The 14,221-nt window shown below is 73.8% G+C and carries 14 protein-coding genes; 7 read left to right on the top strand and 7 right to left on the bottom strand.

The window, feature by feature from the left end:
• Positions 1-46 precede the first annotated feature (46 nt).
• Entirely contained in the window at positions 47-388 is a 342-nt protein-coding gene (locus ACPXCS_RS05795; protein ID WP_344537358.1) for a YbaB/EbfC family nucleoid-associated protein, read from the bottom strand.
• A gap of 321 nt (positions 389-709) precedes the next feature.
• Here ACPXCS_RS05795 and ACPXCS_RS05790 point away from each other — a divergent pair, with 321 nt between their 5' ends.
• Complete coding sequence (locus tag ACPXCS_RS05790; RefSeq protein ID WP_425943878.1) at positions 710-1,468, top strand: SLATT domain-containing protein; 759 nt, start codon at positions 710-712, stop codon at positions 1,466-1,468.
• 125 nt (positions 1,469-1,593) lie between these two features.
• Here the strand turns inward: ACPXCS_RS05790 and ACPXCS_RS05785 are convergent, their stop codons facing one another.
• From ACPXCS_RS05785 to ACPXCS_RS05775, 3 genes are all read right to left on the bottom strand, one after another.
• The gene (locus tag ACPXCS_RS05785) at positions 1,594-4,068 is read right to left on the bottom strand and encodes a protein kinase domain-containing protein (protein ID WP_425970905.1); all 2,475 of its coding nucleotides are present in this window, start codon (positions 4,066-4,068) and stop codon (positions 1,594-1,596) included.
• Positions 4,069-4,147: 79 nt separating this feature from the next.
• Positions 4,148-4,606, bottom strand: coding sequence for a MarR family winged helix-turn-helix transcriptional regulator (locus tag ACPXCS_RS05780; protein WP_425943882.1), 459 nt, complete (start codon positions 4,604-4,606; stop codon positions 4,148-4,150).
• Positions 4,603-5,244, bottom strand: coding sequence for a DJ-1/PfpI family protein (locus ACPXCS_RS05775; protein ID WP_425943884.1), 642 nt, complete (start codon positions 5,242-5,244; stop codon positions 4,603-4,605). Before ACPXCS_RS05775 ends, ACPXCS_RS05780 begins: the two co-directional genes overlap by 4 nt.
• 162 nt (positions 5,245-5,406) lie before the next feature.
• Here ACPXCS_RS05775 and ACPXCS_RS05770 point away from each other — a divergent pair, with 162 nt between their 5' ends.
• From ACPXCS_RS05770 to ACPXCS_RS05760, 3 genes are all read left to right on the top strand, one after another.
• Complete coding sequence (locus tag ACPXCS_RS05770; protein WP_425943886.1) at positions 5,407-6,762, top strand: aspartate aminotransferase family protein; 1,356 nt, start codon at positions 5,407-5,409, stop codon at positions 6,760-6,762.
• A 118-nt stretch (positions 6,763-6,880) separates the two neighbouring features.
• Positions 6,881-7,576, top strand: a complete 696-nt coding sequence (locus ACPXCS_RS05765) for a GntR family transcriptional regulator (protein WP_425943888.1) — start codon at positions 6,881-6,883, stop codon at positions 7,574-7,576.
• Between the two features lie 122 nt (positions 7,577-7,698).
• Positions 7,699-8,349, top strand: coding sequence for a hypothetical protein (locus tag ACPXCS_RS05760; protein ID WP_425943890.1), 651 nt, complete (start codon positions 7,699-7,701; stop codon positions 8,347-8,349).
• 17 nt (positions 8,350-8,366) lie between these two features.
• Here the strand turns inward: ACPXCS_RS05760 and ACPXCS_RS05755 are convergent, their stop codons facing one another.
• Complete coding sequence (locus ACPXCS_RS05755) at positions 8,367-8,660, bottom strand: hypothetical protein (RefSeq protein WP_425943892.1); 294 nt, start codon at positions 8,658-8,660, stop codon at positions 8,367-8,369.
• Between the two features lie 141 nt (positions 8,661-8,801).
• Positions 8,802-10,085, bottom strand: a complete 1,284-nt coding sequence (locus ACPXCS_RS05750; protein ID WP_425943894.1) for an adenylosuccinate synthase — start codon at positions 10,083-10,085, stop codon at positions 8,802-8,804.
• Positions 10,086-10,271: 186 nt separating this feature from the next.
• Here ACPXCS_RS05750 and ACPXCS_RS05745 point away from each other — a divergent pair, with 186 nt between their 5' ends.
• The gene (locus tag ACPXCS_RS05745; protein ID WP_425943896.1) at positions 10,272-11,138 is read left to right on the top strand and encodes a diacylglycerol kinase family protein; all 867 of its coding nucleotides are present in this window, start codon (positions 10,272-10,274) and stop codon (positions 11,136-11,138) included.
• Positions 11,139-11,147: 9 nt separating this feature from the next.
• Here ACPXCS_RS05745 and ACPXCS_RS05740 read toward each other — a convergent pair whose 3' ends face one another.
• A complete protein-coding gene (locus ACPXCS_RS05740) occupies positions 11,148-11,651 on the bottom strand; it encodes a GbsR/MarR family transcriptional regulator (protein WP_425943898.1) in 504 nt (167 codons plus the stop codon).
• Between the two features lie 74 nt (positions 11,652-11,725).
• Between ACPXCS_RS05740 and ACPXCS_RS05735 the strand changes: the two genes are divergently transcribed.
• Together ACPXCS_RS05735 and ACPXCS_RS05730 are read left to right on the top strand one after the other, a co-directional pair.
• Entirely contained in the window at positions 11,726-12,622 is an 897-nt protein-coding gene (locus tag ACPXCS_RS05735) for an ATP-binding cassette domain-containing protein (protein ID WP_425943900.1), read from the top strand.
• Positions 12,619-14,217, top strand: a complete 1,599-nt coding sequence (locus ACPXCS_RS05730) for an ABC transporter permease (protein ID WP_425943902.1) — start codon at positions 12,619-12,621, stop codon at positions 14,215-14,217. Before ACPXCS_RS05735 ends, ACPXCS_RS05730 begins: the two co-directional genes overlap by 4 nt.
• Positions 14,218-14,221 lie beyond the last annotated feature (4 nt).

Here is a 14,221-nt window from a genome sequence, read left to right as displayed (position 1 = left end):
GTACCGTAGTTGTCAGCCGCCCGTCCGAGGAAGGCGGTACGCGGGGTCAGAACGGCAGGCCGGGGATGCCGCCGCCCCCAAGGCCCTGCGCGAGCGGGCCCAGCTTCTGCTGCTGGAGCGCCTGCGCGTTCTCGTTCGCCGCCTGCACGGCCGCCACGACGAGGTCGGCGAGGGTCTCGGTGTCCTCCGGGTCCACCGCCTTCGGGTCGATCTTCAGGGCGCGCAGCTCGCCGGAGCCGGTGACGGTGGCCTTCACCAGGCCGCCGCCCGCCTGCCCGTCGACCTCCGTCTGCGCCAGTTCCTCCTGCGCCCGCGCCAGGTCCTGTTGCATCTTCTGGGCCTGCTGGAGCAGCTGCTGCATGTTGGGCTGGCCACCACCGGGGATCACGATCAGCTCCTTGCTCGGTACGGGTTTTCCCGTTCGGCACGAGCCTACGTGGTCGGGCCCGCCGTCGCCCCGGCACTCTTTCGAGTGAGTCCCCCTCGCGCCCCATAACCGATCAAGGAATACTTCCGGGCGGAAAAGCGGCGAAAGCCACGCCTTCGCCACCCGGAGGGGGGTAGGAAGGGTCCGGCGTGTTCCGGGCGCGGACCTCACGTGTCCCGCGTGTCGGGTTGTCACGTGGGTCGGTCGTCGTGTCGGTGGGTCGCGCAGCGTGATCGGTGAACGCACCGCGCGTGGTCGTTCGTGGTCAGTTGGGAGTGCCGGGTGGGTCAGCCGGAGATGCAGCCCGAGGGGCCGCCTCAGGACGGGCGGGGCGAGCAGGCGGCGGCCCGGCCGCGGCCGGGCGATCTGGCCGGGCGGCCCCTTCCGCTCGGGGACTGGGGCGAGCCCGCGGCCCGGCTGGACGAGCTGTACCGCTGGGTGGAGCGCGGCGCGCTGCACACGGCCGCCTGGTACCTGGCGGACCGGGTGTGGAAGCGGCGGTGCGCGCGGAGCCTGCGCTGCGGGGCCGCGGCCGGGGCGGTCACCGGCGTCGCGCTGCCGCTGCTGGACCTGACCGGGGTGGTGGGCGGCATCGCTCCCTGGGGGTGTCTGGCGCTGCTGCTCGGGGTGGCGTGCGTGGCCGCCGACCGGTACTTCGGGCTGACGTCCGGGTGGATGCGGGACGTGGCGGCCGCGCAGGCCGTGCAGCGGCGCCTGCAGGCGCTCCAGTTCGACTGGGCGGCCGAGAGCGTGCGGGAGGTGCTGGGGCCGACGGAGGGCACCGCCGGGGAGGCGGCCGAGCGGTGCCTGGGGGTGCTGCGGAGGTTCTCCGAGGACGTCACCGAGCTGGTGCGCGTGGAGACGGCCGACTGGATGGGGGAGTTCCGCGTCGGGGGCGCCCCGGTGGGCGTGCAGGCGGTGGTCTTCCCCGGCGGGGGCCGGGGAGCGGAGGCCGGAGGCGTGAACGGGAGGTTCCCGGTCCCGCCGCACGGCGGGGCCCGGCCCAACATGCCCCGGCAGCGGCCACCGGAGCCGCGGTGAGGCCGGAGCGCCGGTGAGGGCCCGGGCCGCGATGAGGCCGGAGCCGTCGATAGGGCCCGGGCCGCGGTGAGAGCCCGGGGCCGCGGTGCAGGTGAGGGCCGCGGTGAGGGCCGGAGAGCGGGAGTTCACTCCTCCCTCGTGTACGTCAGCCGCTCCCCGCTGCTGGTGTTGCTGCGCTGCAGGGTGCCGTCGCCGAGGAGGGTGATCTCGGTGGCGGCACCCGGGGTGCAGGCGGTGCGCGGCTGCCCGACGGTCACGGTGGACGGGCCGATCCGCAGCGGCCCGCCGGCGCCGGGCGTGCCGGTCAGCTCACCCTCGAAGACGCAGTGGTAGGTGCCGCCGCCCTTGGTCGGGCCGTCCGCGACGAGCGACAGGACCGTGTCGCCCGGCTCGCCCTGCTGGAGCGTGAGCCGGCGGCTGTGCTGCCCGTCGGCGTTGTCGATGGTGGTGGTCCAGGTGCCGAGGTACGCGGTCGGGATCGCGCCGTCCGCCGGGGAGGCGGAGGGCGTCGGCGACGGGCCCTGGGTGGTCGGGGGCGCGCCGGTGCTGTGCGTCGGCGAGGGCTGCGCGCGGCCGTCGGTCCCGTCGTCGCCGCCCTGCATCAGGGCGTACACCGTCCCGCCCGCCGCCAGCGCCACCACCAGGGCGATCACGACGAGCAGCGCGGTGGACCGGCCGTTGCCCCGGGGCGGCTCGTGCCCGGGCCCGTACGGCGGGGCCGCACCGTACGGCGGCGGCCCGTAAGGCGGGGTGGGGCCGAGACCGCCCTGGCCCGGGTACGACGGTCCGGCACCGCCCGGGGGCCCGGACCGGGGGTGCTGCTGCGGGTAGCCGTAGGCCGGGTACGACGGCGTCTGGGCGTGGGGCGGGACACCCGGCCCCGGGAACGCGGCGGGGGCCGGCGGCGGTGCGGGGGTGACCTGGCCCTGGCCATGGCTCTGCCCGGCGACCATGGTGGGCAGGTGGTTCAGGGGCGCACCCGAGCCCGGCGCTCCAGGCGGAGGCGGGCCGGGAGCGGCGCCGGGCACCGGCGGCACACCACCGGCCCCGGACGCGTCGGCGACGGCGGCGTGCTCCGGGGTGGATCCGGGACCTCCGGCGGGGACGGCGGCAGGGCCGGGGACAGCAGGGCCGGGGACGGCCGAAGAGCCGGGAGCGTCGAGACCCGGGACCGCCGAAGAGCCGGGAGCGTCGAGGCCCGGGACCGCCGAAGGACAGGGAACGGCAGGGCCAGGAGCGGCCGAAAAGCCGGGAACGGCAGGGCCCGGGACGGCCGAAGAGCCGGGAGCGGCGGGGCCCGGGACGGCCGAAGGACCGGGAGCGGCAGGGCCGGGAACGGCCGAAAAGCCGGGAACGGCAGGGCCGGGAACGGCCGAAGGACCGGGGGCGGCGGGCCCGGGCCCGGAGGGGCCCGCGGCGCCGGCGGCACCGAGAGCGGCGGCGGCACCGGCGGCACCCCCTACGGCAGAGCCACCTGCGGCACCGGCCTCACCGGCAGCTCCGGCCGGACCGGCTGCCCTCGACGCCCCGGCGGCACCAAACGGGCCGGGCGGGCCGGACGCGTTGGACGGGCCGGACGAATGCGACGAGCCGGACGGGCTGGACGGGCCGGACGAGGGGCCGGGCGGGCTCGCGTCCGGGCGGCCGGACGACGGCCCGGGCACCGGGGCCGGTGCGCCCTCCGGGTTCTCCGCGTCCAGCAACCGGACCGCGTGGCGCCCCAGTTGGGCCACCAGCGCGCTGGGGAGCCACGGGTCGAGGGCGCGCCCGTCGGAGACGGTGTCGTCGGCGCCCGTGCGCTGCAGGACGCGGTCGAGGGACGGCCGGGCGGCGGGGTCCTTGCGCAGGCAGTCGCGGACCAGGTCGGCGATGCCCTCCGGGACGCCCTCCAGGTCCGGTTCCTCCTGGGCGATGCGGAACATCAGGGCGTGCACACCGCTGTTGGCGGAGCCGAAGGGCAGCTTGCCGGTGGCGGCGTAGGCGAGGACCGAGCCGAGGCAGAAGACGTCGCACGCCGGGGTGATGCGGTCGCCCCGCACCTGCTCGGGCGCCATGAACCCGGGCGATCCGACGAGCGCGCCGGTGCGCGTGAGCCCGCCGTCGGTCACCGTCTCCAGGGCGCGGGCGATGCCGAAGTCGATGACGCGCGGGCCGTCGATGGTGACCAGCACGTTGGACGGCTTGAGGTCGCGGTGGACGATGCCCGCGGCGTGGATGTCCTTGAGCGCGTGCGCGAGACCGGCGGCGAGGATGCGCACGGTCCGCTCCGGCAGGGCCCCGTGGTCGTGCCCGACGACCTGCTGCAGGCTCGGCCCGGCGACGTACCCGGTGGCGACCCACGGCACGGCGGCCTCGGTGTCGGCGTCCAGCACCGGCGCCGTCCAGTACCCGCCGACCCGCCGCGCGGCCCGCACCTCCTGCCGGAACCGCTCGCGGAACTCCTCCTGCGCGGCCAGTTCCTCACGCACCAGTTTCACGGCGACGGTACGGCCCCGCTCCGAGCGGGCCAGGTACACGTGTCCCATGCCCCCGGCGCCGAGCCGGGCCAGCAGCCGGTACGCCCCGATCCGCCGCGGATCCCCCGGGCCCAACGTCTCCATCGCGCAGCCGCCTTCCCCCCACACGCGAGCAACAGACCGAGAATAGTGCGGGGCCCGGGCCGGACGACCGGGCAGACGTCTACGGTTCCGTAACAGGCGTACCGATGCCGTCGAGCACCTTCGACAGCCGTTCCAGCGCCCGTACCGCCTCCGCCAGTTCCGCCTCCCCGAACGCCTCCGCCAGACGGTCGGCGAAGGCCGCGTGCCCGGGGTCGATGCGGGCGACGGCCGCGCGGCCCTCGTCGGTCGGCGCGAGGAGCTTGGCCCGGCGGTGCGCCGGGTTCGGCCGGTACTCCGCGAGACCGCGCTCCACCAGCAGATCGGCGACGCGCTGCACGCTCTGCCGGGTGATGCCCATGGCGCGGGCGACGCCGGAGACGGGCAGCGGTTCGCCGAGGACCGCGCCGAGCACCTGCCACCACGCGGCGGTGAGCCCGGCGGGCCGGGCCAGTTCCTCCGCGACGGCGAGGAACTGGCCGTTCAGCCGGAACACCCCGAGGGCGCTGCGGCTGAGCAGGTCCTGATGCTCCCGGCTCACAGCGCCCCGGCCTTCTCCAGCACCGCGTACGCCGTCGCGTCGGAGTCGTGGAAGAGCCGGTACCAGGCGTCCAGCACCTCGCCCTCGTACACCCCGAGCAGCCGGAGGATCTCCCGGGCGAAGGCGACGGGCTCGGTCGGGCCGGCCGTGACCAGGCCCGCGTCGGTGACGGCGTCGGTCTCGACGTAGCGTCCGGCGCCCGCGTAGCCGGTCGCCGCCAGGTAGAAGGAGACCGCGCTGGTGTGGTCGCGGTCGTCGAGCAGGCCCTCGCGGGCGAGTCCGGCGGTGGCCCCGCAGATCGCGGCGACCGGGACGCCCGCCTCCAGGAAGGCCCGGGCCGTGCGGGCGAAGGGGGCCAGGTCGCCGGTGCCCGCCGCGGTAGCGACTGATGCCGCATCCCAGAGGTCGGCGCCCGGGAGGATCAGCAGGGAGCTGTCCTCGGGGCGCAGTTCGTCCAGGGGCAGGTCGGGCTGGATGCGCAGGCCGCCGATGCTGGTGACCGGGGCGGTGGTCGGGCCGACCGTGCGGATCGTGTGGCCGGAGCGGGCGAGGTGGGCCGTGGCGTGGCCGGTCTCCCAGTCGGCGAGGGTGTCGTAGACGGCGAGATGGACGGGCTTGCGGCCTGCGGTGGCGTTCATGGTTCCTCCTCGGGACCCCGTGCCTTATGACAGCATCCTGACATCTGGACAGGAAGCTGTCAATCGATCCGCTCCCGTCTGGACAACCTGTCGCGGAAAGCGGCCGACGCCAGACAGGCCGCCGATACCACCGCCCGCTCCCCCGCGCCTACGCTCGCCCGCATGACCCCTCAGCCGAACCCCGAAGCCGGCGCCGCCGTGAAGGCCGCCGACCGCGCCCACGTGTTCCACTCCTGGTCCGCGCAGGAGCTCATCGACCCGCTCGCCGTCGCCGGAGCCGAGGGGTCGTACTTCTGGGACTACGACGGCCGCCGCTACCTCGACTTCTCCAGCGGGCTCGTCTACACCAACATCGGCTACCAGCACCCGCGGGTCGTCGCCGCGATCCAGGAGCAGGCGGGGCGGCTGGCGACCTTCGCGCCGGCGTTCGCCGTCGAGGCCCGCTCGGAGGCGGCCCGGCTGATCGCCGAGCGGACCCCGGGCGACCTGGACAAGATCTTCTTCACCAACGGCGGCGCCGACGCCGTCGAGCACGCCATCCGGATGGCCCGGCTGCACACGGGGCGCCCGAAGGTGCTCTCGGCCTACCGCTCCTACCACGGCGGCACGCAGCAGGCCGTGAACCTCACCGGCGACCCGCGCCGCTGGGCCTCCGACAGCGGCACGGCCGGGGTGGTGCACTTCTGGGCGCCCTACCCGTACCGCTCCCGCTTCTACGCCGAGACGGTCGAGCAGGAGTGCGCGCGGGCGCTGGAGCACCTGGAGACGACGATCGCCTTCGAGGGCCCGTCGACCATCGCGGCGATCATCCTGGAGACCGTCCCGGGCACGGCCGGGATCATGGTGCCGCCGCCCGGTTACCTAGCCGGGGTGCGCGAGCTGTGCGACCAGCACGGGATCGTCTTCGTCCTGGACGAGGTCATGGCCGGGTTCGGGCGGACCGGCGAGTGGTTCGCGGCGGACCTGTTCGACGTCACGCCCGACCTGCTGACCTTCGCCAAGGGCGTGAACAGCGGCTATGTGCCGCTCGGCGGGGTGGCGATCTCCGGGGCGATCGCTCAGACGTTCGGGAAGCGGCCGTACCCGGGCGGTCTGACCTACTCCGGGCACCCCCTCGCGTGCGCCGCCGCCGTCGCGACGATCGAGGTCATGGCCGAGGAGGGTGTGGTCGAGAACGCGGCCCGGCTGGGCGCGTCCGTCCTCGAACCGGAGCTGCGGGCGCTCGCCGAGCGGCACCCGAGCGTCGGAGAGGTGCGCGGCGTCGGCATGTTCTGGGCGCTGGAGCTGGTGCGCGACCGCGAGACCCGCGAGCCGCTGGTGCCGTACAACGCGGCCGGGGAGGCGAACGCGCCGATGACCCGCTTCGCCGCCGCCGCGAAGGCGGGCGGGCTGTGGCCGTTCGTGAACATGAACCGCACGCACGTGGTGCCGCCCTGCACCGTCAGCGAGGCCGAGCTGAAGGAGGGCCTGGCCGTCCTGGACGCGGCACTGTCGGTCGCCGACGAGTACACGGCGTAAACAGTCGTAAACCCGTCAGTAACCAACATTCTCGGGTCTCGTTCGAACGCGTAAGGTGGCGTGCTCGTAGACATATACGCGCACGCCACCCGAACGCGACGAGGGAGACGCCCTGACCATGCCCGGCAGTACCGGCGCCGTGATGCGCAGCACCCTGCGCCAGCAGATCGCCGACGCGCTCCGTGACGAGGTGCTGGCCGGGCGGCTCCAGCCGGGGCAGGAGTTCACGGTCAAGGAGATCGCCGAGCAGTACGGCGTCTCCGCGACGCCGGTCCGCGAGGCGCTGGTCGACCTCGCCGCCCAGGGGCTGCTGGAGGCGGACCAGCACCGCGGTTTCCGGGTCCACGAGTACTCGGTGGAGGACTTCCGCGGCATGATCGAGGCCCGTGACCTGGTCATCGAGGGCATGTTCCACGCCCTGATCACCGGGCAGCGCGCCTCCATACGGACCGACGACCCCCGCGTGGCGGCGACCCTCGCCGGGGTCCGGCGGCGCGGCGAGGAGGCCCAGCGGGCCGCCGCGGCCGGTGACCTGACCGTGCTCATCGGCTACGACCTGCGCTTCTGGCGCGAACTGTCCGCGGTCTTCGGCAACCCCTACCTCGGCGACTTCCTGCACCGGCTGCGCGTGCGGACCTGGGTGTGCGCGGTGCAGTATCTGCGCCGGCTCACCGACCTGCGCGGCGAGCTGTGGGCGGGGCACACCGAACTGGTAGACGCCCTGGGTGCGCGCGACACCGACACCGCCCGGGCCATCATCGCGGACTACAACACCCACTCGCTCGCCCTGATCGAGCGTCTTGCCTCCGGATGACCCGCGTCGCGTCTGTCCGTGTGGGTATGGGACATGCACGGCAGGAGCCGCGACCGTGCCGCACCGCTACTCTTCCCTGACCACCGTGCTACCCGACCACCGCGCTGAGCGAGGAGCCTTCTTTGGCCTGTGATCTGTGGCTGGTACCGCTCGTCGACGTGTTGTGCCACACGCCGGACAACCCCTTCGCCGAGGAACTCGCGCAATACAACAAGGTGCTCGCCGAAGCCGGGCTGCCACCGGTGCCGGTGTACCAGTACATGCCGGGCCTGTCGGGCGACGTCGCCCCGGTCGCGGGCTTCGACTACGACGCGCTGCACTTCCTGCGCCGCGCCTACCTGCTCCAGGTGTGCGGTCTGCCGGTGACGCCGGTGGACGAACTGGGCGGGGACTACGAGCAGTTGCTGGAGATGTTCGAGTCGACGGCCCAGCAGTCCCACCTGGTCTGGCACTACGACCACGCGGGCGCGTACGTCCCGGTCGACTTCCCCAGCCCGCTCGCCGACGACGAACTCCTCGCGGGCGGCGGCCCGCTGGGCTCCTCGCACGCCCTGCTGCGGGAGCTGGAGGTGGTCGCGCCCGCGATCGGCATCGATCCGGCCAACCCGCCGGCGGCCCCCCAGCCGCCGCCGGTCCCCACGGAGCTGGAGGAACCCGCCGTTCCCGCCCCGTACGACCCCAGCCCGTTCGCCCGTGAACGGCACGTCTGGCTCGGTCTGCACGCGGCCGTGACCCGCAGCCTGGCCCAGGGCTCGATGATCGTCTTCAGCTAGGCCGCTGGGCCGCGCGCTCAGCGCCCCAGCTGGGCCAGGCCCTTCTGCACGTCCTCCACGTTCATCACCGGCGTGTAGGTGATCTCCGCGCCCAGGTGGAGGAAGAAGGGCTCGCTGAGCACCGGCATCTGCGAGCTGTCCTGCATGTCGAAGACCAGGTAGGCGGTGCGCTTGCCCTGGTCGGAGGTGAAGTAGGCCGCTTCCGGCTTGATCTGCTCCAGCGACTCCTGGAGCAGCTTGCCCATGGTGCCGTTGCGGATGGCCTCGTTGGCCTTCTCCGTGTCCATGCGGGCCTTGAGCAGTACGCGCATCGCACTCACCTTCTTCTGGTCGACGCACGCGGGGTGTTGCTTTCAGCCTATGCCCGTTCGCGCCGGGTCTCCCTGCGAAGAACGCCGGCCGCCCCCGTGCGGAACGGGGGCGGCCGGCGGACGCGGGGAGGACCCGGGGCGTCAGATGAACGAGTTGATCTCGATCGTCTCGTCCCGGCCCGGGCCCACGCCGATCGCGGAGATCGGGGCGCCGGACATCTCCTCCAGCGCCTTGACGTACGCCTGGGCGTTCTTCGGCAGGTCGGCGAAGGTCTTCGCCTTGGAGATGTCCTCGCTCCAGCCCGGGAGCATCTCGTAGACCGGCTTGGCGTGGTGGAAGTCGGTCTGCGAGTAGGGCAGCTCCTCGACGCGCCTGCCGTCGATCTCGTACGCGACGCAGACCGGGATCTGCTCCCAGCCCGTGAGCACGTCGAGCTTGGTGAGGAAGAAGTCGGTCAGGCCGTTCACGCGGGTCGCGTAGCGGGCGATGACCGCGTCGAACCAGCCGCAGCGGCGGTCGCGGCCGGTGGTGACACCGCGCTCGCCGCCGATGCGCCGCAGCGCCTCGCCGTCCTCGTCGAACAGCTCGGTCGGGAAGGGACCGGCCCCGACCCGGGTCGTGTACGCCTTGAGGATGCCGATCACCCGGCTGATCTTCGTCGGGCCCACGCCCGCGCCCGTGCAGGCGCCGCCCGCGGTCGGGTTGGACGAGGTGACGAAGGGGTACGTGCCGTGGTCGATGTCGAGCAGCGTGCCCTGGCCGCCCTCGAACAGGACGACCTTGTCCTCCTCCAGCGCCTGGTTCAGGACCAGGACGGTGTCGGCGACGTACGGCGCGAGCTTGTCGGCGTAGCCCAGCAGCTCCTCGACCACCTGGTCGACGGCGATCGCGCGCCGGTTGTACAGCTTGGTGAGGATCTGGTTCTTGACGTCGAGGGCCGCCTCGACCTTCTGGGTGAGGATGGACTCGTCGTAGAGGTCCTGCACACGGATGCCGACGCGGTTGATCTTGTCGGCGTAGGTCGGGCCGATGCCGCGCCCGGTGGTGCCGATCTTCCGCTTGCCGAGGAAGCGCTCGGTCACCTTGTCCACCGTCACGTTGTACGGCGTGATGATGTGCGCGTTTCCGCTGATGAGGAGCTTGGACGTGTCGACGCCACGCTCGTTCAGCCCGCTCAGCTCGGAGAGCAGGACCGACGGGTCGACGACGACGCCGTTACCGATGACCGGCGTGCAGCCGGGGGACAGGATTCCGGAAGGGAGCAGGTGCAGGGCGTACTTCTGGTCGCCCACGACCACCGTGTGGCCTGCGTTGTTACCGCCCTGGTAACGCACCACGTAGTCGACGGATCCGCCTAGCAGGTCCGTCGCCTTTCCCTTGCCTTCGTCACCCCACTGAGCACCGAGCAGCACAAGTGCGGGCACGCGCGTACACCCCTTCCGGGCGGGGCATGTCCATGGTCGAGGGCGAACGCGGAGCTTTCGCAGCCGCGTGCACCGCGACCGCCGTTGGCCGCCAACCGTCGGACCGGATGCCCCGGAATAGACGAAGCCCCTGGCGCAATAGCGCAAGGGGCTCTTGCACAAAGATGCTACCCGAGGAAGCGAGGCATGGCCGAGGTGGCGACTTCCGCGAGGTCCGAGCAGCTGCTGGTGGTGGTCGACCCGGTCGCCCGTCGGTCCGACGGCGAGTCCGTGCGGATCGCGAAAGACGTGCTCACAGCGGGTGCGGCGGTGAAGCTGTGCCTGCCGGACGACGCGGAGGAGTTCGCGCGGGCCCTGCGCCGGCGGGGCTCGCGCCGCCCGGTGGTGGTGGGTGACGACCGGGCCCTGATCCGCGCGGTGGCGCTGCTGCACCGGCACCGGGAGCTGGCCGGATGTGCGCTGTCGGTGGTGCCCGTCGGCGGGGCGCTCTCGCTGGCCCGTTCCCTGGGGGTGCCGACCGGGACGGTGGCGGCGGCCCGGGCCGTGCTGGACGGGGTGGAGCGGCGGATGGACCTGCTGGTCGACGACAGCGACGGGGTGGTGCTCGGCGCGCTGCGGATACCGCCGGTGACGGCCGCGTCGCAGGAGCCCGAGCCCGAGGGCGCCGAGCCGGGCCACCCCTGGCTGCGCACCTGCCAGTCCCTGGTGCGCACGCTGCGGCCGGCCGCCCGGCCCTCCCGGCTCGCGGCCGCACCCGAGCCGGGGCCGTCCCGGCTGCGGGTCGAGGTGGACGGCAAGACCCTGGTCGACCTGGACCAGCCGGTGGAGGCGGTGTCGGTGTCACCGGGCCCCGACGGGAACGCGTCGGTGGAGGTCCGGCCGGTGTCGGTGGGCGCGGAGGCCTCACCGCTGCTCGCGGAGGGCCGGACGGTGACCGTCTCGGGGGCGCACTTCCGCTACCGCGCGGACGCGGTGGTGTCGGGTCCGGTGCGGACGCGGACGTGGGTGGTGAGGGAAGGGGCGTGGGGGCTGACCTTGCCGCCGGGGGCTTAGGGCCTGGGTTCAGTCCCGGTCCGGGCCGAACCTCTTCGCCCGGTGGGCGCGCCAGCGTTCCATCATCGCCACGACCTCGACCTCGACGAACTCGAAGAACGCCAGCGTCTCGGCCATCCGGCGGCCGGCGGGCGTGTCGGGTCCGAGGCTGGTGACGCCCTCACGCAGGGCGCCCTCCCAGCGCTTGATGACGGCTTCCCGGTTGGTCAGGGCCTCGTACCACTGGTCGCCGTGCACCCGGTAGCGCTCCCTCCGCGAGCCGGGCTCCCGCTCGCGCGACACCATGTGCGTCTGGGCCAGGTAGCGCACCGCCCCGGACACCGCCGCGGGGCTGATCCGGAGCTGTTCACTCAGCTCGGCCGAGGTCAGCACGCCTGTGTCGGAGGAGAGCAGCGCGGCGAAGACCCGGGCGGGCATCCGCGCCATCCCGGCCTCGACGAGCTGCGCCGCGAAGGACTCGACGAACCTCGACACCGCCTCCACGTCCCGGCCGCCACCGGCTGATTCCGTCATGCGGCTCACCCTATCCGCGATTCATACGTTTTCTTAACTTCACAAATTTCTGAAGTAAGCGTAGCTTCGTCGGCATGACGAAGGCCATCACCGTCTCCGGACTGCACAAGTCCTTCGGGCGGACGCACGCGCTCGACGGGCTCGACCTGGAGGTCGCCCCGGGCGAGGTCCACGGCTTCCTCGGCCCCAACGGCGCCGGCAAGTCCACCGCCATCCGCGTCCTGCTCGGCCTGCTGCGCGCCGACTCCGGGGCCGCGCGGGTGCTGGGCCGCGACCCGTGGGCGGACGCGGTGGAGGTGCACCGCCGCATCGCCTACGTCCCCGGCGACGTGACGCTGTGGCGCAACCTCTCCGGCGGCGAGGTCATCGACCTCTACGGCCGGCTGCGCGGCGGCCTCGATCCCCGGCGCCGGGCGGAGCTGGTCGAGCGGTTCGAGCTCGACCCCACCAAGAAGGGCCGCACCTACTCCAAGGGCAACCGGCAGAAGGTCGCGCTGGTCGCCGCGTTCGCCTCGGACGTCGACCTGCTGATCCTGGACGAGCCGACCTCGGGCCTCGACCCGCTGATGGAGGAGGTGTTCCAGCGGTGCGTCACCGAGGAGCGCGACCGGGGCCGCACCGTCCTGCTCTCCTCGCACATCCTCAGCGAGGTGGAGGAGCTGTGCGACCGGGTGAGCATCATCCGCAAGGGCCGCACGGTCGAGAGCGGGTCGCTCGCCGAGCTGCGCCACCTGACCCGCACCAGCGTGGTCGCCGAGCTCGCGTCCCCACCGGACGGGCTGGCCGGGCTGCCCGGCGTGCACGACCTCGACGTGCAGGGACACCGTGTCCGGCTCCAGGTCGACACCGACCGGCTGGACGGCGTCCTGCGGTCGCTGACCGCGTCGGGCGTGCGGTCGCTGACCTCGACCCCGCCCACGCTGGAGGAACTGTTCCTGCGGCACTACCAGGACGAGGCGGCCGCCCGATGACGACCCTGGCGGCACGGTCCGGCGGCACCCGACAGCTGGCCGGTACGGGCACCCTGCTGCGGTTCGCGCTGCGCCGCGACCGGCTGCTGATCCCGGTGTGGATCGCGGTGAACGCGGTCATGGTCCTGTCCATGCCGGGCACCCTGGAGGGCCTGTACGGCACCCCGGCCGAGCGCGCCGACCTGATCCGCCAGGTGGGGACCAACTCCTCCCTGCGCGCGATGGTCGGCCCGGTCTTCGGCGACTCCCTGGGCGCCCTGACCGCCTGGCGGGCCGGCGTGTACGCCGGTGCCCTCGCCGCCGTCCTCGGACTGCTGGTCGTCGTACGGCACACCCGGGACGAGGAGGAGAGCGGCCGTCAGGAACTGCTGGCGTCCGGGACGGTGGGCCGCAGGGCCTCCCTGACGGCGGCCCTGCTGGCGGCGGCGGTCGCGAACGGGACCCTCGCCCTGCTGCTGACGGCGGGTCTGGCCGGCCAGGGGGTGCGCGGCGCCCTGGCGCTGGGAGCCGGCATCGCGGGCGTCGGCATGGTCTTCGCCACGCTGGCGGCGATCGTCGCGCAGCTGACGGAGAGCGCGCGGCTGGCCCGCGGTCTGACGGCCGCGGTGCTGGGCGTCGCGTTCGTGCTGCGCGCGGCGGGCGACTCGGCGACCGACGACGGCTCCTCGGTGCTGACGTGGCTGTCACCGCTGGGCTGGCTGGAGAACCTGCGCCCCTACGCCGGCGAACGCTGGTGGGTGCTGGCGCTCCCCGCCGCGGCCGTGCTGCTCCAGGCGGCGGTGGCGTACGCCCTGGCCGGCCGGCGCGACACCGGCATGAGCTTCCTGCCGACCCGGCCCGGTCCGGCGACCGGCCGGCTGGGCAGCGCGGGCGCGCTGGCCTGGCGGCTGCAGCGCGGCAGCGTGCTCGGCTGGGGCGTCGGCTTCTTCCTCGCCGGCGTCGTCTACGGCGGCATGGCCGAGGGCGCGGCCGACCTGGTCGGCGACAACGCGGGCGCCCGGCGCGTCATCGAGCGGATGGGCGGCCGGTCCGGTCTGACCGACGCGTTCCTGGCGTCGATGACCGGCATGCTCGGGCTGGTCGCGGCCCTCTACATCGTCGCGTCGGTGCTGCGCCTGCACGGCGAGGAGACCTCCGGCCGGGCGGAACCGCTCCTGGCCAACGCGGTGGGCCGGCTGCGCTGGGCCGCCGGGCACCTGGTCATCGCCTTCGGCGGAGCCGCCCTGATCATGCTCCTGGCCGGCCTCGGCCTCGCCGTCGGCTACGGCAGGCGGACCGGCCCGGTCCTGGCCGCGTGCCTGGTGCAGCTCCCGGCGGTGTGGGTGATCGGCGGTGTGACGGTCCTGCTGCACGGCGTGCTGCCCCGGGCGGCGACGGCGGCCTGGGGCGTCGCCGGGGCGGTGCTGCTGATCGGCTGGGTCGGTCCGGCGCTGGACGTGCCGCAGGCGGTGCTGGACCTCTCGCCGTTCGGCCATCTGCCGAAGCTGCCGGGCGGCTCGATGGAATGGGCGCCCGTGGGGGTGCTGACGGTGCTGGCGGCGGCCCTGGTCGCCGCAGGGCTGGCCGGGCTGCGCAGACGGGACCTGTCGGTGTGAACCG

Source organism: Streptomyces sp. DT190 (assembly GCF_049846985.1).
Lineage (GTDB): Bacteria > Actinomycetota > Actinomycetes > Streptomycetales > Streptomycetaceae > Streptomyces.
This window is presented reverse-complemented; position numbering and strand designations above follow the sequence as displayed.

Coding starts and splice junctions, on each gene's coding strand:
- ACPXCS_RS05785 (WP_425970905.1), bottom strand. CDS start 4,068: ATGGAGACGTTGGGCCCGGGGGATCCGCGGCGGATCGGGGCGTACCGG.
- ACPXCS_RS05775 (WP_425943884.1), bottom strand. CDS start 5,244: ATGAACGCCACCGCAGGCCGCAAGCCCGTCCATCTCGCCGTCTACGAC.
- ACPXCS_RS05770 (WP_425943886.1), top strand. CDS start 5,407: ATGACCCCTCAGCCGAACCCCGAAGCCGGCGCCGCCGTGAAGGCCGCC.
- ACPXCS_RS05765 (WP_425943888.1), top strand. CDS start 6,881: ATGCCCGGCAGTACCGGCGCCGTGATGCGCAGCACCCTGCGCCAGCAG.
- ACPXCS_RS05755 (WP_425943892.1), bottom strand. CDS start 8,660: ATGCGCGTACTGCTCAAGGCCCGCATGGACACGGAGAAGGCCAACGAG.
- ACPXCS_RS05745 (WP_425943896.1), top strand. CDS start 10,272: ATGGCCGAGGTGGCGACTTCCGCGAGGTCCGAGCAGCTGCTGGTGGTG.
- ACPXCS_RS05740 (WP_425943898.1), bottom strand. CDS start 11,651: ATGACGGAATCAGCCGGTGGCGGCCGGGACGTGGAGGCGGTGTCGAGG.
- ACPXCS_RS05735 (WP_425943900.1), top strand. CDS start 11,726: ATGACGAAGGCCATCACCGTCTCCGGACTGCACAAGTCCTTCGGGCGG.
- ACPXCS_RS05730 (WP_425943902.1), top strand. CDS start 12,619: ATGACGACCCTGGCGGCACGGTCCGGCGGCACCCGACAGCTGGCCGGT.